General features: G+C 48.4%; 22 protein-coding genes. 3 read left to right on the plus strand and 19 right to left on the minus strand.

Annotated features, from left to right (window positions below; all coding sequences use genetic code 11):
- Positions 1 to 119: 119 nt before the first annotated feature.
- Positions 120 to 1,139, minus strand: coding sequence for an isocitrate/isopropylmalate dehydrogenase family protein (locus tag ACTNEN_RS04315; protein ID WP_441204842.1), 1,020 nt, complete (start codon positions 1,137 to 1,139; stop codon positions 120 to 122).
- 372 nt (positions 1,140 to 1,511) lie between these two features.
- Here ACTNEN_RS04315 and ACTNEN_RS04320 point away from each other — a divergent pair, with 372 nt between their 5' ends.
- Positions 1,512 to 2,057 (plus strand): CidA/LrgA family protein, encoded by a 546-nt coding sequence (locus tag ACTNEN_RS04320; RefSeq protein ID WP_441204843.1) that lies wholly within the window; start codon positions 1,512 to 1,514, stop codon positions 2,055 to 2,057.
- Between the two features lie 5 nt (positions 2,058 to 2,062).
- The gene (locus ACTNEN_RS04325) at positions 2,063 to 2,755 is read left to right on the plus strand and encodes an LrgB family protein (protein WP_441204844.1); all 693 of its coding nucleotides are present in this window, start codon (positions 2,063 to 2,065) and stop codon (positions 2,753 to 2,755) included.
- A gap of 101 nt (positions 2,756 to 2,856) precedes the next feature.
- On the opposite strand, the gene ACTNEN_RS04330 is transcribed toward ACTNEN_RS04325, so the two are convergent.
- The 3 genes from ACTNEN_RS04330 to ACTNEN_RS04340 all read right to left on the minus strand — a co-directional run bounded on the left by ACTNEN_RS04330 (position 2,857) and on the right by ACTNEN_RS04340 (position 6,116).
- Positions 2,857 to 3,750, minus strand: a complete 894-nt coding sequence (locus tag ACTNEN_RS04330) for an alpha/beta hydrolase fold domain-containing protein (RefSeq protein WP_441204845.1) — start codon at positions 3,748 to 3,750, stop codon at positions 2,857 to 2,859.
- Between the two features lie 63 nt (positions 3,751 to 3,813).
- Entirely contained in the window at positions 3,814 to 4,719 is a 906-nt protein-coding gene (locus tag ACTNEN_RS04335; RefSeq protein WP_441204846.1) for an alpha/beta hydrolase, read from the minus strand.
- 107 nt (positions 4,720 to 4,826) lie between these two features.
- Positions 4,827 to 6,116, minus strand: a complete 1,290-nt coding sequence (locus ACTNEN_RS04340; RefSeq protein WP_441204847.1) for an SLC13 family permease — start codon at positions 6,114 to 6,116, stop codon at positions 4,827 to 4,829.
- A 230-nt stretch (positions 6,117 to 6,346) separates the two neighbouring features.
- On the opposite strand from ACTNEN_RS04340, the gene ACTNEN_RS04345 reads away from it, so the two are divergent.
- Positions 6,347 to 7,279, plus strand: coding sequence for a LysR family transcriptional regulator (locus ACTNEN_RS04345; protein ID WP_441204848.1), 933 nt, complete (start codon positions 6,347 to 6,349; stop codon positions 7,277 to 7,279).
- Between the two features lie 183 nt (positions 7,280 to 7,462).
- Here the strand turns inward: ACTNEN_RS04345 and ACTNEN_RS04350 are convergent, their stop codons facing one another.
- From ACTNEN_RS04350 to ACTNEN_RS04420, 15 genes are all read right to left on the minus strand, one after another.
- Positions 7,463 to 8,944 (minus strand): recombinase family protein, encoded by a 1,482-nt coding sequence (locus ACTNEN_RS04350; protein WP_021903914.1) that lies wholly within the window; start codon positions 8,942 to 8,944, stop codon positions 7,463 to 7,465.
- An 84-nt stretch (positions 8,945 to 9,028) separates the two neighbouring features.
- Entirely contained in the window at positions 9,029 to 9,202 is a 174-nt protein-coding gene (locus tag ACTNEN_RS04355; protein ID WP_021903913.1) for a hypothetical protein, read from the minus strand.
- Positions 9,203 to 9,311: 109 nt separating this feature from the next.
- The gene (locus ACTNEN_RS04360) at positions 9,312 to 9,512 is read right to left on the minus strand and encodes a hypothetical protein (protein ID WP_021903912.1); all 201 of its coding nucleotides are present in this window, start codon (positions 9,510 to 9,512) and stop codon (positions 9,312 to 9,314) included.
- A 351-nt stretch (positions 9,513 to 9,863) separates the two neighbouring features.
- Positions 9,864 to 10,274, minus strand: a complete 411-nt coding sequence (locus tag ACTNEN_RS04365) for a sigma factor-like helix-turn-helix DNA-binding protein (RefSeq protein ID WP_022512595.1) — start codon at positions 10,272 to 10,274, stop codon at positions 9,864 to 9,866.
- Positions 10,275 to 10,620: 346 nt separating this feature from the next.
- Entirely contained in the window at positions 10,621 to 10,809 is a 189-nt protein-coding gene (locus ACTNEN_RS04370; RefSeq protein WP_138341027.1) for a cysteine-rich KTR domain-containing protein, read from the minus strand.
- A 9-nt stretch (positions 10,810 to 10,818) separates the two neighbouring features.
- Positions 10,819 to 11,604 carry an ABC transporter permease subunit gene (locus ACTNEN_RS04375; RefSeq protein ID WP_138341025.1) on the minus strand — a complete coding sequence of 262 codons (786 nt, stop codon included), beginning with the start codon at positions 11,602 to 11,604 and terminating at the stop codon, positions 10,819 to 10,821.
- 13 nt (positions 11,605 to 11,617) lie between these two features.
- Complete coding sequence (locus tag ACTNEN_RS04380) at positions 11,618 to 12,409, minus strand: ABC transporter permease subunit (protein WP_022512593.1); 792 nt, start codon at positions 12,407 to 12,409, stop codon at positions 11,618 to 11,620.
- 11 nt (positions 12,410 to 12,420) lie between these two features.
- Positions 12,421 to 13,308 carry an ABC transporter ATP-binding protein gene (locus ACTNEN_RS04385; RefSeq protein WP_022512592.1) on the minus strand — a complete coding sequence of 296 codons (888 nt, stop codon included), beginning with the start codon at positions 13,306 to 13,308 and terminating at the stop codon, positions 12,421 to 12,423.
- A complete protein-coding gene (locus ACTNEN_RS04390; RefSeq protein WP_022512591.1) occupies positions 13,305 to 13,913 on the minus strand; it encodes a TetR/AcrR family transcriptional regulator in 609 nt (202 codons plus the stop codon). Before ACTNEN_RS04390 ends, ACTNEN_RS04385 begins: the two co-directional genes overlap by 4 nt.
- Positions 13,914 to 14,158: 245 nt before the next feature.
- Complete coding sequence (locus ACTNEN_RS04395; RefSeq protein WP_138341023.1) at positions 14,159 to 15,505, minus strand: relaxase/mobilization nuclease domain-containing protein; 1,347 nt, start codon at positions 15,503 to 15,505, stop codon at positions 14,159 to 14,161.
- 147 nt (positions 15,506 to 15,652) lie between these two features.
- Positions 15,653 to 15,943 (minus strand): CD1845 family protein, encoded by a 291-nt coding sequence (locus ACTNEN_RS04400; protein WP_021903928.1) that lies wholly within the window; start codon positions 15,941 to 15,943, stop codon positions 15,653 to 15,655.
- Between the two features lie 157 nt (positions 15,944 to 16,100).
- Positions 16,101 to 16,448, minus strand: coding sequence for a plasmid mobilization protein (locus ACTNEN_RS04405; RefSeq protein WP_022512589.1), 348 nt, complete (start codon positions 16,446 to 16,448; stop codon positions 16,101 to 16,103).
- Entirely contained in the window at positions 16,445 to 16,609 is a 165-nt protein-coding gene (locus ACTNEN_RS04410) for a hypothetical protein (protein WP_022512588.1), read from the minus strand. Before ACTNEN_RS04410 ends, ACTNEN_RS04405 begins: the two co-directional genes overlap by 4 nt.
- Positions 16,610 to 16,619: 10 nt before the next feature.
- Positions 16,620 to 17,393 carry a hypothetical protein gene (locus ACTNEN_RS04415; RefSeq protein WP_171032240.1) on the minus strand — a complete coding sequence of 258 codons (774 nt, stop codon included), beginning with the start codon at positions 17,391 to 17,393 and terminating at the stop codon, positions 16,620 to 16,622.
- A 190-nt stretch (positions 17,394 to 17,583) separates the two neighbouring features.
- Positions 17,584 to 17,937, minus strand: coding sequence for a cysteine-rich VLP domain-containing protein (locus ACTNEN_RS04420; protein WP_138341021.1), 354 nt, complete (start codon positions 17,935 to 17,937; stop codon positions 17,584 to 17,586).
- Positions 17,938 to 18,056: the final 119 nt, after the last annotated feature.

Raw genomic sequence — 18,056 nt, forward strand, 5'->3', positions numbered from 1 at the left:
AGCCCTTCCTTAATTATAATAATACATCATAAACGCTTTTTAGGCTCACTGTCAATTCTGTAGAAACCCGGGTATCTTATCTTTTCCGGTAGTCCGTGAAATTCACAAGAATCTGAGCTTCAGGCTGCCATTGCCGCGAGACGCTTTATCTCCTGAATGATGGCGTCCGTATAGGTAGTCGTGGTGCCGGTGCCACCAATATCCGGAGTTGTAGCGGTCCCTGCATTCATCACATTGGCAACCGCAGAGCGGATCAGGTCGCCGTACTCCTTGAGACCGATGTGATCGAGCATGAGACATGCAGACCAGAGAAATGCCGTCGGATTGGCGATTCCTTTACCGGCGATGTCCGGCGCGGAACCATGTACAGCCTCAAACATTGCCATATCACTGCCGAGATTGGCGGAAGGCATCAGACCGACACCGCCGATGAGACCGGAGGTAAGATCCGAAACAATATCCCCATAAAGGTTTTCCATTACGAGAACATCAAAACGGGTCGGATCCAGCACCAGGTTCATGCAGCAGGCATCCACGATCATGTTGTCGGAAATGATGTCCGGATAGTCCTTTGCAACCTCCTCAAACACGCGGAGAAACAATCCATCCGACAGCTTCATGATATTGGCTTTATGGACACAGGTGACCTTCTTTCTGCCATTTTTCCGGGCAAAATCAAATGCCGCGCGGCAAATCCGCTCCGACTTCTGCCTTGTAATGATCTTGATTGAATGCATTTCGTCGTCGGAGATCTTCTCCTCCACGCCTGCATAGAGATCCTCGGTGTTTTCGCGGAAAGTGACGATATCCGTATTTGGAAATGGTGTTACCACGGCGGGATTGGACTTTGCCGGGCGGATATTGGCGTAAAGATCATATTTTTTACGCATCAGGACATTTAATGAACGGAAGCCCTTACCGATCGGAGTTGTGATCGGGCTCTTCAGCAGGACTTTTGTGCGCTCAAAGGATGCGAATGCGGCATCCGGCACAAGTTTCCCATTGCGCTCATATTCGGCAGCTCCGACATTATACACATCAAATGCAACCGGGACATTGGCTGCTTTAAAAACTGCAAATACAGAATCTGATATTTCGGGACCAATGCCATCGCCTCTGAAAAATGTAACCGTCTTCATAGTTGCCTCCTTGCAAATCGTGTTCTGTTTGTGTTCTGCTTCCAATGTCTTTATTTACGACATAAATTATAGACATAGTTGCATGCGTCTTTAACGACGTTGCACATATGATAGCACCATAAAATGGACACGTCAACCATGTCTGTTATTACGATCCGGAATGGCTGGCATAAAAAGAACATTGTACGAGCATTGTACAGCTTGTAGAAGCAGCGCTATTTAATGAATTATGGAAGGCTGTGACAATACGACCTTAAAGTGCATTTTCTCATTTTCTAATTGTATTTATCCTAATACAGCCAGGTTTCATAAGTCTATTGCGGCAGATACATGTCTGCAGTAATATTTAGGATAACAAAGGGGGAACAAATTATGAAATACACAAAAGAGGTGCTGTGGATCATGGCATTCACCTTCCTGGGGGAGGTCCTCAATGCTCTGCTGCCGCTGCCGGTGCCGGCCGGTGTCTACGGCATGCTTTTATTGCTTCTGGCATTGATCATCGGTGTGGTCAAGCTGCCGGACATTGAGGGTGCGGGCAATATTCTTTTGGATACCATGTCCATCATGTTTATTCCGGCGGCGGTCGGGATCATGAATGCCGTTGACATTTTGAAGCCGGTACTTTTGCCGTACATTGTAATCATTGTGGTCTCTACGGTGCTCGTTATGTCTGTAACTGGTCTGGTTGCGCAGGCAGTGCTCCGCAAGAGGGAAAGTACGGATTCACAGAAGGATGAGCTTTCGGAGATTTCTCTCGAGCCGCATGAGACCTATGGTATCGGGCGGCGTCCGTTAAGTCCGCATGGTGAGATGGATGGTGCCAACGGATATGCGGATGAACTTCGCAAAAAGGCAGACGCGGGCACCGCAGATACAGATCATGCAGACGGCGATGCATCTTGTCAGAAAGGATAAGCAGTATGGAGGAAACCTTAATGAATTCCGGCTATTTCGGACTTGTCATCAGCATATTTTTTTATCTGATTGCAGTTGAAATCAAGAAGAAGCTGAAGCTTGCAATTTTAAATTCTCTGCTTTTAGCCACGATTTTTGTGATTCTTGTGCTTGTGATCTTTCACATTCCCTATGATACTTATAAATCCAGTGCCAATATGCTGAGCTATCTTCTGACACCGGCAACGGTCTGCCTGGCGATTCCGATGTATCGTCAGCTTCGTCTTTTGAAGCAGAACCTCGTTGCAGTGCTGTCCGGGATCCTCTCCGGAACGCTTTGCTCGATTTTCAGTATCCTGGTTATGGGTAGGCTTTTTGGGCTTGAGAAGCAGCATATCGTTACGCTCCTGCCAAAATCGATCACCACTGCGATTGGCATGGGGGTTTCCGAGGAAGCTGGTGGCATCGTTACGCTTACGGTAGCGGCGATTGTCATGACCGGTATTTTAGGAAATGTAATTGCGGAAGCGGTATTTCATCTTTTTCATATTAACCATCCGATTGCCAGAGGACTTGCGCTCGGCACCGCAAGTCATGCCATTGGTACTGCCAAGGCTCTGGAGCTTGGTGAAATCGAAGGCGCGATGGGATCCCTGTCCATCTGCGTTGCAGGTATCCTGACGGTTATACTTGTGCCGCTGGTTTCTAATCTCGCGTGAAACAAACTTTTGCAAGCGCGTTTCGGCCTATATTAACAAAACCAAATAAACGTACCCTGAAATGTGCTATACATTCGGGTACGTTTTTTTTACATCATGCTTCAGGCATTTTTGATATAGCGAATCACGACATCCTGCGCTTCTCTCCATTCGCCGGTCATGCGGACAACGGATCCATGCACGCTGTCCAGAAATGCATGGTATGATACTTCATTTCCCTTTTCCATCATACGGACAGCAAGCCGTTGATTGGTTTCATAAAACGGACACTTTGCAGGCGCAATGAATAGGGTATGAGGTAGATTCTGAAGCGCTTCATCTTCGGCAAATGCAGGCGAACAATAAGGCTCGCGGAGCTTTTCAAGTTCGCCATCCACATAGTATTCCGAGAATGCTCTGGACCGCTCGAGATGCGGATCTTCTGCAAACTGATATGGCATCCAGCTATCTGTCGCAGCGTATTCCAGAACAACAAGGCAAAGTGGAAAATCATGCTGCTTGGCATTTTTCAGCATAATCGCAGCGGCAAGACATCCGCCGGCACTGGAGCCTCCGATGGAAAGCCGCCCAGAGTCTGCACCGAGCTCCGGGGCTTTTTCATAAGTCATTCTGACAATCGCATAGCTTTGATCAAATGCCATAGGGTAAGGATGCTGGTCCGATGTGGCATAATCCACATCTACAACAATACCGTGGATTTCGGCAGCAAGATGTGCGCAGTATAAATCATCATCCTTGTCCTGTCCATGAATAAATCCACCACCGTGGAAATTAACATGAATCGGACAATCCGGCAACTTGTCAAGCGCCGTGGAAATTACCACTCTGACGGGTACACAAGGTGCGGGCAGATCAATGATTTTTTCTTCCTGTGTCACCTGAGAAAGGTATGACTTGTAATCTTCCGGAATCACTCTTTCCGACGCATTTTTATGCATATTGGTGCGGTCCAGCACTTCATTTATACGTTCAATATCCTGTTTGGTAAGACTCATTCTGAGATCCTCCTGTTGTAGAAAGCTCATGCTCCAAGGCTGTGCCTTGGAGCATGAACTTTTTTATTTAGTGATAAATTTTGTTATCAAATGTACCGCATCTTCCCAATCATCATAAAAATGTGGAATAAATCCATGATGAGTATTGAGATATCGTTTTGAGGTTGTAGTAACACCATTAGCAATAAGTCTCTGCGCAAATTGTTCGTCTTCACCATGGAAAGGGCACAGATCTGCTGTAATCATAAGAGTCTCTGGCAGTTTCTGGATCTCTGTATCAGTCATAATCCAAGGATTTACCGAAGAGTTGTGATAAAATTCATCTTCATTTCTGGTGAGCAAATTTTCAAAAGCTATCCCTCGACGAACAAGTGGTTCCGGACTGTTTGTATGTGCTGGTTCTTCCCGGCAGTTTTTCATAAAGCAAAGTGGAGTATAGCAAAGGATTTGTTTTCTTACATGAAATTCGCTTGTCTTTAAGGCATTCATGACAACGCTTATGGTTAGGTGTCCACCGGCACTGTATCCACCAATGATTATATTATCAGGGTCACCACCTAGTGCCTCCGCATGCTGTGCTGCATAAACTGCCGTGTCATAACACTGAGCGGTCATTGTTTTCCAGTCCGCTTTGTCTGAAGTTGTGTAGTCCGGTGAAAATACTATACCATGGATTTCATGCGCCATCAAAGCACTATAATAGATATCGTTATCCATATGTGGTTTTATCCATCCCCCGCCATGGATACTGATAAATACGGGTGCCTTGGCATTTTTACTCAGACCTTTATCAACAAACTGATAAACAGAGTACTTATGTCCATTTTTTTCAAAGGAGAGTTCTGTCATATTAGACAGCGCCGCAAAATTCTGAATTCTTTGCGAATATTGTATAGTTTTTAATGATGGATTTTCTGTTTCCTTAATGGTTAGTAACTGTTCACTTAATTCTTTTTCTGTTAATGCCATTGTGTCTCCTTCTTAAATGATAATAATCTTTGCATTTTTCTGATTCTAATGGAATTCGCCGTTATTATGAACTGACAGTAAAATTGTTTTTATTGTACCTTCGGGGTTTAGCCATACATAGGATATAAAATGCGGACACTGATAATTATCGTTATTATTTCTAAAATCATTAGAGGAAGTGTAAATTTGAGTACTTTCTGAGGTGAATAGTTTCCAGTTCCATAGCCGATGATGGCTGCGCTGCTTGCCATGGGAAGCATAAATGCAGTCAGCCAGGAAGCAAGAGATACGGCAAGTACAATAGCCTTGACGTTCATACCGCCTGCGAGTGCTGTTGATGCTGCAATTGGGCAAAGCACACCCATTGTACCAAAGTTGGACATAAAGTTTGTCATTACTGTCGCAACAATAACAAAGACAAGAAGAACAAAGTTGCCGCTTGGGTTGGAACCAAGAATTCTTAACACAAATTTTCCGATCAGATCGCCAACGCCAGTAGTTGCCATGGCGGTAGACATTACAGAAATTCCGGCTACCATCCAAATTATATCAGATGTGATAATTTTAACTACATCCTGTGCAGTCATTACACCAGTAATAATCAAGAGAAGTATACCTGCAACCGGTGCTACATTGGAAAGATCACTACCAATCTGATTTTTAAACATAAATCCAAGAGCAACTATGATAAAAACACTAAAGGTAATGAGCTCATGTCTTGCAGATAATTGGGTCACAATCTTTTCATCACATCCTTTTTGCTGAACTAATTCCGATTTTGGAATCAGACGATAAAAGACAATGCAAAATAGTGTACCGACAATTGCTGGCAGCAGGCCTGCTAGTGCATAATCACCAATCTGTATTTGCTGAGATGGATCAGAAATCAATCCCTGAATTAATCCATTAATCGTACCAGAGAATGCAGCACCCATTCCAATAGGAATTCGTGCTGTCCACATGCAGCTGATAGGTACGATGGAAAAAAGAACTCTGGAAGGCGAAATATTACTTTCTGGATCCAGTGTCTGAAGAAAGACGATCATGATTGTTAAACATGCCATCTGTCCCATTAACTGAGAAAGTCCAATGCAAATTAAATAAATGAATGCTAAAAGCATAAATCCGCTTTTGCCTTGAAGAGCATTCATACTTCGTTTGAGCTTTTCTACCAGGCTCGTTCTGCCCAGAGGATTTGCCAAGGCAACCATGGCAGCTACCATTACGGTATTTGGATTGGAAAGTCCGGAAAATGCTGTTTGCATATCCATGATTTTAGTTAATACCAGTAGAGTACAGCAGATCATACCTGTCACACCAAAAGGGAAGACATGTGTGAGTAAGGCAAAAATCATAAAAGCCAGGATTAGTAGTACAATTATTACTTGTAGGGTCATATTAACTGCTCCTTGATCAATATTGCCGAATCAATACCGGGATTTATCATGACTGGCAATTATTTGTTGTTCAAAACGGTGAACATTTCATGAATTAGATATCTAATATTGTGAAAAGTATATATTTCTACAGGTAAAAAAGAAAATTGTGATTTATAATATATTATAGGGAATTCCTATGATATGCTTATAAATACATTGTGATTTATAATCGTGGAAGGAAATTAATTATGGATTTGCATAAGTTGGAATATATTGTGGCAATTGCCGAATATGAAAATATTACAAAGGCCGCAGAAAATCTTCATGTTTCTCAGCCTACGTTAAGTACTTATCTTGCGTTACTGGAAAAAGATCTTGGAGTTGTGCTGTTTACCAGGGAAAAGAAATCACTTCATATCACTTCAGCAGGGGCGAAATATGTGCAAGCCAGTAAAGAGATTTTATCCATTAAAGAGAGCTTGTATGCAGATATCTATAATGAAAGAAATATTGTGCTGAGGGTTGGAATGCAGCTTAGCAATTTACAAATTTTCAGTCTGGCAATACAGCATTTTAAACAGTGCTACCCTGACATAACGATCAATCCCAAATTGCTGAATTCCAAAGATGCTTATCAACAAGTTCTCAAGAATGAACTGGATTTCGCTTACGCAGTCGGAATTCCAAATTATCCGGAACAAGCCTATCCAGGAGTTCTTGCCTCTGTTATTGCACGGTGGGATCTGAAACTATTGCTTTGTAGAAACAATCCTGTGTTTTGGCAGCTGAATATGGAGAACAATTGTTATCATAAGGAAGACTCAGAAATTATTTCAAGATTACCTGTGTGCTATATTAAGCAACAAGCGCAACAACTAGATGAAGACATTTTTCCAGCATTGAAGATTGTCCCGGACCAGAAAATTGAAATTGCCAAAGAGGCAAGTCAGTTCCTTCTAACATATGTCTTGATTAATAATGGATATACAATCTGTCCGTACAGTAATATTTCAAAAGACTTTGTTCAGCTGGACCTTCCTGAAGCGTTTTCTGTTTATAAGATGATGCTATACAAAAAAGATCATCATTTGACAAAATATGAAGAAGCTTTTAATGAAATGGTTCAGCAGGAATTCCGAAAACATCCATATTACTATGATTTTTCTTACATGGATTCATAAATGAATAGAAATTGAAGATAAAACACATAAGGAAAAAGCGAAGCATTATTAACTGATGCTTCGCTCATGCATATAGTGATGAATATTAAAGAACAGCTTTTTCGGATAAATAATGCAATAATAATGCAATGCTTGGCTTCTTTAACTATTTTTTACAAGGGCATAATGCCAAGTGAAAAGGTTTTAGATTTTCCAGTGGATTGTAACACTCTCACTGGTAGCGTCAATCTGTGATATAAGTATATCAACCACCTTGCGCTTATCGTCAAAGCTCACGGACTCCCAATCATCAAGATAGCCCGTAATGCTATCAATCTGTGAAGCGGAAACAGAATTAGCGGTGAGGTCTGCGACCAGCCGGAGCTGTTTCTGCCGTTCCGCATCCAGTTCCTCAATGCGGGTGTTTGCGTATTGCAGGAGAAGCGGATTAGCGCCGGACAAAGTGTCCAGAAGTTTCTCGATCTCGCTTTCCGTCTTTGCAAGGGCGACACGGGCGGCGGTCAGCTTCGGATTATAGCTTTGTTCCTTGCCGCCTTTCAGCGTGTGGAATTTCCGCATCTTCTTAACCATCTCGCCGTAAACAAACACCTCCATGCTTTGCGCGGTCAGCGTACCGGCTCCCTCGCAGCTCTTATTGTCTGCCCGTTGTTTGCACCGCAGGTAGGTGACACCATTTCTGGCGTTCAGACTTGCCAGGGCATAGCCGCAACGTCCACACTTGATTTTCCCGGCCAGCCATGTGTTATGGCATTTCCGGCCATTCTGGAATGTGGTGTTTTGTGAGAGCTTGCGCTGAACGGTCAGCCAGAGCTGGGAGGGGATGCGCCCCTGGTGGGGAGCAATCACGAGGATCGGCTCCTCGCCCTCGCGCCCTTGATATAGATAACAGCTATTGTCCCCTGTGAACATTTCCGGGGGACTTTCGATTTTTACGCCCTGGGCCTTGAAGTATTCGTAGATGTCCATATCGGCCTGGACGTAGACGGGGTTTCTCAGCAGTTGAGCAATAAACCCACGCTTTAGGGACTTGTCATAAACCTTGATGTCGTTCTCGGCAAAGTACCGGGATATGTCGCCGTAGGAATTGCCCGGCTCCGCATACATTTGATACATCAACTCGGCAAAATCCATTTCCGCATTTTCCACCAGCTTCTTTGTCTTGATCCCGTCCATGACGATGGGCTCGGTATCAAAACCGTATGGCGTCCGGCCCCGCATATAGTAGCCTTTGGTACACCGGGAATAGAAAGCGTCCTGCACACGCATCTGGATGCTTTCACGTTCAAGCTGGGCAAAGACAATGCAGATATTGAGCATCGCCCGGCCCATCGGCGTGGAAGTGTCAAACTTTTCTGTACAAGACACAAACTCCACATCATACTGCTTGAACAGTTCCATGAGCTTTGCAAAGTCCACGATGGAACGGCTAATCCGATCCAGCTTGTAGACGATCACCCGCTTAATCAGGCCCAGCCGGATGTCCTGCAGAAGCCGCTGGAAGTCGGGACGCTCAATGTTCTTTCCAGAGTAGCCCTTGTCTTTGTATTCCTTACCCTCACCGCCTTTAAGCTCATAGCGGCAAAATTCAAACTGACTTTCAATGCTGATACTGTCTTTTTTGTCAATCGACTGCCGCCCGTAAATTGCATCTATTCTACTATCCATAATTAGCTCCCTTCCGTTAAACGGGAGCCAACCTACAATTATATTGTACCTCTGCCGCCCCCTTACTACAAGGATGACTCTGGCCTACCCCCGCCCGGCATATTTGCGGAACACGTCAAACAGCCGCCGCTCGATCTCGCGGTTGCGCTTGTCCTGTTCCTGCGGGGAAAAAACGGGGGTGAGATTTTTGACGGTGATCGTGCGATCTCCGAGTAAAGCAGTTTTGATTTCACTTTCATATTTGACCTGTGCCTGCATAAAATCCCTCCCATACAATCAAAGAATGTCTTGAAACATGGCAAAGGCCAGCACCGGGAAAGTGCTGGCCTTTGGCCGGATATGTACCTCTGGACAAAGTGTCTGGAAGTTAGTAGGGGCTCCGTTCGTAGTAAGCCTCGGCCTCCTGCAAAGTGGTATAGTCGAATACCTCGTAAAGCTCGACCATCACCTGTTCAATGTCGGACGGCTTAAAGCCGCACCGCTCCATCGCGGCGATGACGTACCCCCGGCAGGCATCGTTGCTCCACGGCTGGGAGAGCAAAGCCGCCAGTTCTGGATCATAATTCATAGAGCGTTCCCCCTCTTTCTTGATAAATTAGGGAGTGCCGCGCCCGTTTCCTTGACCTGTCCAAAGACAACCATACTCGGCGCGGCATCCCCACGCAACGGGGAACGGCGGCCCGGAGGGACAGGCGGCCAGCCTGTCCACTGGCGGATCGTGGCCGTGGGTTGGCCCGGCCCACCTGCGGCGCTGGTGTTTGTCGCTCGTTCTCCGTGGAGAGAAGTCACCGCGCACCCGCCGCCCGGCTCCCCGCGCTATGCTCAGGGCCGCCGCCGTTCCGTTGCGGAGAGGTTTATATTTCCCTCTCTAATAACCAAGACATTTTTACATCAATTCCAAGTGGGGAAACAGCAAAAATCAAAAAGTTTTTTTCATGCGTTCCAGGCCCCGCTTGATAGACTGGCGGACGGACTCCTCATGCACACCATCAGCCTCAGCAATCGCTTTGATGCTTATGCCAAGAATGATGTGAGCGTCGATCCGGCGGCCCTGGATCTCCGGCAGGGAATTGAGCGCGTTCCACAGCCGGATAAACCGCTCCTTGAGTTCCAGGACTTCCTGGGGCGTGGGCTCATGCAGGCAGGCGGAGTATTCGATCCCGTCCTCACAGTCCAGGGAATACTGCGCTTTGTGCCGGGTGAGCCGCCGCTGGTAGGCCGCTTCATAGCGGACGCTGGCCCGGAGCGCCTCGGCCACTTCCTCGGTGACTTCGATAAACTGATCCTGTATGTACCAGTAATAAAAATCTTTCAGATTGATGGTAGTCATAACTTGTCCTCCATTTCGTTTTGGTCGGGTTGATAGGAAACGAAATGGAGGGCTGGTGGAGAGCGGCACCCAGGAGAGCCGCTCCGTACCTTGGGACACTTTGTCTCGAAGTACGGACAGCAAAATGCGCCTGCACGACATAAAGCCGCACAAGCGCATAAATCGATATATTTACTTACATTGTAACAATTTTCGCAACCACGGTTAAAATATCCTTGTCCGGGGCCCTGGCTTTTTTTGATAAATTAGGGGGGCGGGCAGAACAGAAAGACACAGCAATACCTCCTTAATCGGTTGCCGTATCTTTCAAATAGAAAGAGCCGATAACCACATTCTTTTTTGCGGGTTATCGGCTCTGCGTCTGCGCGTCTGGCTCTGTGATAACTAAAATTTCAAATTTTTCTACAGTAATTAGAGTTTCCTGTCTGCATTTAGGGCAAAACAAAGGGAAGTTTTTTAATTCCGTATCCAGCCGCAATTTGATACGAGTTTTACTGTTGCAGACAGGGCATAATAGCCATTTGTAGCTATCCATATAGTTTGTTCAAATCTCTCTGGCCGTCCAAATTTTTTGAGCTGCGGCAACAGAACCAATCACAATTATCATAGCCAACAGGAAGAATGAAATATAGATTCCTCCTGCTGCCACCGTGTAAACATCAAAGTATTTTAACGGCGTTAAATAGTACATTGCTGGAACTTCAAGATATTCAGCGGCTATGCTGATACCATAAAAAGCTAATAATATTCCCGTTCCCAGCCGTACAGCCCCTTTGTAGGATTTCGCCAGACCGGAGATCAAAAGCGTAATTGCAAACAAGGTCAGCTCTGTTAAAAACAACCCTATTGTGGTAGTTAGAGCCGCCTCTCTTTGCTCCAAACCTCCCAATGGCAAAATAGCGGTAAAATAATTACACAGTCCACTAAATGCCGCAAGTACAAACAAATTACATATACTGGCGACTACTTTTCCACAAATAACCGTGTTACGACTCACTGGCTTTGTAAATAAATATTCCGCAGTCCCTTGCGCTCGTTCTTTTGCCACGCAAGACACGCCAAGATAGACCGCATAGCTGTTTGTCAGCATCGTAACCCAGTAATAAATACAGCCGTACCAGCCCAAAGCAGAGGTTAGGTCACCGCTAACTCCAAACATGGCTATCAAGATTTTCGGGAAATCTGAAATCAGACCAGTTAGTTCACCCAGGCTGTCTTTTAAAGACAGATATTCAAAGTAAGCGAAGCCACATAAGACCAAAACGATCCCCATCCAAATCAGCAGCATTTTTCTTGTCAAACGAAATTCGTTTTTTATCAACGCATTCATTCGTTTCCCCCCTTTACACCGCCAATGCGATATCCCGTTTCAAGATTTTCTTGTAAGCCAAAATGATAAAAGCAAACAACAGGAGCAGATACCAGAGCATATAGTCCCAAGAATAAGCCCCTGCATCGTGAATTTCTGACGGACTGAAAAAGGAAAAGGGCGATAAAAAGCCGATTGCCCGGATGCTGACAGTCCTTGAAAAAGAGGTAATGCAATATTCCACAAACACGACCAGCCCAGCCGTTAAAAGCGGGGAACGATTATTGGGATGGAATATTCCGACCATCAATCCCAGCAGTGCGAAAAAAAGCGTAAGGAGGACAAAGGAGCCTACCACCAACAGGAATTCTCCCACAGGAAATCCAGGGCGAAACAGCATCATCGTCAAAAATGAAGCCAGTAGATAAGAAATTCCTGTCACACATACCCCAACAAGCGCACACAACATTTTCCCCTTGAAGATCATCTGCCGTCCACAGGGTTTTGTATATAAATATTCCGCTGTGTTTTCCGTACATTCTCCTGTATGTAACGACAGACCAAGGTGCATTCCGAAGACTCCGCCGGCAATCATAAAAAAGCCTGTAAGGAACGAATACATCCCCAGCGGCTCCATCAACAGCGTCAGAGAAACATCAAGCGTTTCCCAAAAGCCTCCCTGTGTAAAGCCTGATGGCAGAGTCCCCGCAGTTTCAATCATGTCATAATAAACGGGTGTCATGGAAAAAATACATACCGCAAGGGCGGCAGCCCAAATCAGAATATAATTTCGTGTTCGTTTCCATTCAAATCGAAAAATCAACATAGCGGCCCTCCTTATTCGTAGTAATGGAGAAATATTTCTTCCAATGACGGTTCCTCAATCAAAATGTCCTCCAGTTCCAACTGATGGAGCTTTTCCATGATTGTCATAGAGCTTCCGTTGAACATAAAGGATACAGAAGTTCCTGCCTTGTCCTGCTCAAAATTAGCTGTGCCGGGGATAGAGAAGAAGTCCTCTGGAATAGCACTTTTAGCAGTCAAGGAGATTTTCTTATAGCCGTTCTCCCGCAAGGTTTTCATAGATTGAACGCCGACCAATTTCCCCTCCCGGAGGATAGCTACCCGGTCACAGAGCCGTTGCACCTCACTCAAAACATGAGAGGACAGGAAAATAGTTGTACCATGTTCATTTTCTTCTTTCAGCAAGTCATAAAAGGTCTGCTGAATCAGCGGGTCAAGACCGCTGGTAGGCTCGTCCATGATAAGCAACTTTGGAGATGGGAGCAAAGCCGACACGATACCTACTTTTTTCTTGTTTCCTAAAGATAGATCACCGATTCGCCTGGACAAATCCAAATTAAACCGCCCCGCTAATTCTTCCATTCGGCGGTGACCGTCCACGCCATATAGTTCCGCCGTGTAGAGGAGCATTTCTCTCACTTTCATATTGTTGTAATAGCAGTTTTCGCTGGGGAGATACCCCACATCCTTTGCGATACGGGCAGGCTCCTGACTGCAATCCAGCCCGAAGATGGATGCACTTCCGCTGGTAGGCTTCAACAGGCCCATCAAGGCGCGGATAGTCGTAGACTTCCCAGCGCCATTCGGGCCGATAAAGCCGAAAATCTCGCCCTGACAAACGGAAAAGCTGATGCCCTCAACCCCTCGATGTCTTCCATAACTTTTTGTAAGTTCATTTAAAACAATCACTGGTTCATTCATGGCAGATATTCCTCCTTGTAAAAATTGTATTTCAGCATTTTTAAGATTTTTTCAAACTCTTTCATAATACCGTCATAATCTGATCCGTTCTCCAACTGAACTGCCATGCCCTGTGCAAGCATCATAAACATCCGAAACACCAACAGCGCATCCTCTGGACGCTTGAATTTCTTGCAATCTTCCTCATGCAAGACCAGCGTCTCTACAAACTTTTCGCTTGTCGCAGAAAATAAAGCATCTTTTAATTCCGGTATTGATTCTGCTGCTGCGCTTGCGATAAACGATGCAATATGCGGGTACTTTTTCAAGTTCTCAACTTTCATAACACTGGCTTCCCATACACGATCAAAAAAGTCTGTGTTCAAATCCAGTGTGCTTGCATCATAGGCCTGCTTCATTTGGGCTATGCAGTAGTCGAGCAAATACTGATAAAGAGCCTGCTTATTTCCAAAATACTGAAAGACAGACGCTTTTGAGATACCTGCCATTACCGCAATATCATGGATAGACGCTTTTTCATATCCATGCTTTGCGAAGCAGGCAAGTGCCGCATTGCGGATCGTTGCCTGTTTCTCTTGTGAAAGTGCTAAAAATTTTTCCACCATTATCCCCCTCCTGTAAATAACCGAATCGGTTATCCATAAACACTGTATCATAAATAACCGATTCGGTCAATAGCGTTTTGTTCTATTTTCGGGGCTTGTACGTTTTGGCAAGCAATTCGGGTGTGGCCACACTCCGAAATTTTCACAGGCCGCAGGCCCGTGAAAATGCTTGTTGGGGAGCTCCCCAAACCCGCCGGACTTCTGGACACTTTGTCCAGAAGTCCCTGGTTGTCTGCGGCCCGGAGCTATCGCTCCTGGGCCTTATTTTCACGCCCATCCGTATGGCCGAGCAGATGGTCAATGTTCGCCTTGACCGCCACGGCCTGCCGCATTTCCGCCTGGGCCTTGCGGTATTCCGCATAAAGGGCCTTTCTCTTTTCGGAGAGCTCCCGGCGCTCCTTTTTCAGCGCGTCCATTTTCGGGAGCTTCGCCCCGCCCAAAAGATCGCTCATAGTAGCTTTGGCCGCCCGGTAGTCGGCCAGCTCCGCCTCGTGCTGGGCCAGGTACTTTTTAGAATACCGGGCCGCTTTGTAGCTATCGAACACAGGGCGCGTCTTTGCATATTGTACCACCGCCCCCATGAGCTCAGAAGTTTTAGAGAGGGCCGCCTCTGTGTCCCGCAGCTCCCCGGCCAGCTTGTGGGCGCGATCCACAGCCGCCTCTGTGCTGGCGGCCAGCGCGTCATAATCCATTAGATCGTGTTCCCGGAGGTACTGGAGCGCGGCGGCCATCTGTTTGAGGTTGTAAACTTTGGCCCACCGCTCATAGCCGGGCCCCTTGCCCTGGGCCATGCGCTCCCTAATGTCGATAATCAGATTGACGCGCCGGGCCGGGGCCGGGCTGTCCTGGGGAAGCTCCGGGATGGGCCGCTCCCCGGCAATCACCGCCCGGATGTCATCCGGATCGAAACCAGGGCCCAGGGTGGATGCCCGCAGACGGGTGTACTTGTCCTGCCCAGGGGCCAGGAACGAGATCGCGCCGCCCCGCCCATGCTTCACTTGAAAGCCGGACTCCTCCATAAGCCGCAGGAACGTCGGGAAGTCAGCGGGCCTTCGCCCCAGGGCCTCCACGATGGCCAGCCGCACCCGCTGTTGTGCAGAGGGCGGTTTTTCCCCGATCCACTGGCCATAGTGGAGAAAGCGGCCCTTGCTGTGCTGTTTCGGATTTTGAATGACGGACAGCTCATGCTCGATGCACACCCGGTCAGAGAGCCGCCGCACCGCAAAGCTGGAGCCAATGAAGTTATGAAACTTCCGGGAGCAGTCCTGGGCCGTGGAGTTGTAGTAAATGTGATTATGAACGTGCCCTTTGTCGATGTGGGTACAGACAAAGAACTGGTACTTGCCCTTTGTCCAGCGCATGGCCGTTTCATAGCCGATTTTGTTTGCCTCCTCCGGCGTGACCTCACCAGGCGGGAACGCCTGCCGGATCTGAAAGAACAGGGCCCCGCGCTCCACGGCCCGGCCCGTTTCCGCCTGGTACTGGCTCTTTGTCAGAAGAAACTCAGCCGGGGCCGACGCCGGATCGCAGAGGTAGGCAGACACGGCCCCCAGCTTTTTCGGATTGAGCCCGTAGGCTAACCGATCCTCCATCGTCTGGACAGCCGTTTTTCCCGCCGCCACCTTGTAGGGCCGGATGTAAGTTGTAGCGATAGCCGCACCTCCTTTCCCAGCAGAAAAAGCGGGCGGCGGTCTACTCCACCCGCCGCCCGGCACCTCTGGACACTTTGTCCATAAGTATCAGCTCGCCATAAAGTCCATCGCCGCATACTTCACTCCATGCAGGCGCTCCACCAGCCAGCCGCCCAGGGCCGGGAGCCCAAAGGGGGAAACCAGGAACGCCAGCACAAACATGGCGATGCAGCCTACTGTCTGCCCGGCCAGCAGGCAGAGGATCGCCAGCAGGGACAGACCCACACAAGCCACAATGCACACCGCCCCCGCCACGCAGGACAGGAACGTAAGCACCGCCACAATGAGGATCAGAGCCAGGACAAAGGGAGCCGCGATGATTTTTAAGATTATCCGCATGGTTCATACCTCCTACAAAAGTTCGTTGTTCGCCTCTATATGTATATTATAACTCTGCGGGAGGGGGCCAACAAGGATGCCTCGGCTATCCCCACCTCTGGACAAAATGTCCAGAAGTCGAGATAGCCGGGGAACGGCAGAACCGCTCCCCGGCAGGTCAGAGCCGCACGATGGCGGAGAGCTTTTCCAGCAGATCGGAAAGGGGCCGCCACAGCTTTTCATAGTCCCGTTGCAGAGCCGTAATCTCCTCCGGGTAAATGCCGCCGTAGGTATTCGCCTGGATCGCCACCTGGTTTAGATTGTTGGAGCACCGCCGCTGGAGCGACACCAGCTCCTGGACAGGCGACAGGTCAACATGGAGCACATACCCATTGAGGGCCATTTTCCGCATATAGGCCCCCATATTGCGGATGCCTGCCTCGGCCATGCGCTCCCGGATCAGCGCCAGCTCCTCCTCAGACACCATTACATGGAGATGGATAGGGCGGCGGCGTTTCTTTGTCACCGTTCCTCCCGTTCCAGGCTCCGGCAGATGCGGGGCGGCTCCTTTACCTTGTCCAGCGCCTTTTCCCGTTCCGGGGGCTGGGCGGGGATCGGCGTATTGAATACCCCGGAGAGCCGCAGGGCTTCCTGGTTGGCAAAATCCTGTTCACGCTTCTTGTCCATAATCTTCCTCCTATCTGTCGCCCCGGTCAGGGGCTTTCTTTTTGGGGCCGTCCGGGGCCCGGTGTTCCTGGGCCTCCCGTTGGGCGGTCTTGAGCTGGTCGCGGATTGAGGGCTGTTTATCACCAGCCAGAAGCACCCTTTGTACTCGGATGCTTTCCGTACATTCCACCAGCTTCTCCACGGTAGCCTTTGCTTTTGGTACATAGGCACCCGCCTCGGAGCTCCATTCTGTAAGTCTGCGTCCCTCCGGGAATTGACGCATATCTTCCCACGGCCCCACCGTCTGAGCCAGCGCATCCATGCGCCGCCACACATCCGGGTTGTCCCGCGATGGCTGGAGTTCATAGCAGAACATTTCATCCTCCGTCAACTGTTTTCCATATTCCAGCTCGCCCCAGGCCAGGAACGCGCCGCCCTCTACTGGGAGCCGTTTATCATAGTTCTGGAAACGGATGGGATCGTTGCCGCCGCCCTTTGGGAACGTGCCGATGTCAATGGGCCGTTGTGTGGAATAGTATTTGAAGCTGTCCGGCTGGGGGCCTTCCGATACCAGGGAAACAGAGTTGTCTTTTTCATAGTCAGCCGCCCGTTTCAGAAAATCTTTGACCGCCGCCCGTTCTGTTGTAAAGTAGTGCCCCCAATCAAAAGAACGGCGGCCCTGTTCCTCGGTGACTTTCCAGGTCACATAGGGATCGGGGGCCCGCAGATTTTCCCCCAGGGCAAAACCCGTGTTATCGTCGTAAAGTAAAAGCCGTTTGATTTCATATCCGGCGTTTCGTTCCATATACAGCACCTCCTGGATCAATGAAAAATAGGCCGTTACCTCTGGACAAAGTGTCCAGAAGCGGCGGGGATAGATGTGGAAAGCATTTTAACAAAGCAGGGGTAAGCCATAGAAAGATACGGACTACCCCAAAAGCGGCCCCGGAAAGCCTTGATGCAAGCGGGATTTCCGGGGCCTAATTTTCCACACATCACCTCCGCTTTTTCCGCATATAATCCCGCTTTTGCCGCCGCAGGGCAATCCGGGCGCAGGACTCGGAGCAGTAGGCCATGCGCCCATCAGCGGGGACAGCCCCGCCGCAGATGGGACAGGGCTTAAACTCCGGCCTGGGCCCCTCAGTCAAGAGGGCGGCCTCCAGCGCCGGATCAAGGGGCAGGACGGCCTCCCGGAAGTAGCGGCAGTAAGCACCTGTCCAGCATTTGCCGAACATATAGCACTCGCACTCCAGGGGCAGGCACCCGTATTCCTTGTCATAGTTGGCGCACCACTTTGTTACCAGGGCGCGGATCGCCCGTTTTTCCTCGCGTGTCAGTTCACGGGCCAAGCCGTCACCTCCCGCCAGCCGGGGCCCGCATGAGCTCCCGGTAGCAGGACACACAGCCGATGCCCCGCCAGTAGGGGCACCCGGAGCACCGGGAGCCCCTGGGCGCTTTCGGGGCAGAC

It is taken from the genome of Oribacterium sp. HCP28S3_H8 (genome assembly GCF_052064775.1).
GTDB lineage: Bacteria > Bacillota > Clostridia > Lachnospirales > Lachnospiraceae > Oribacterium.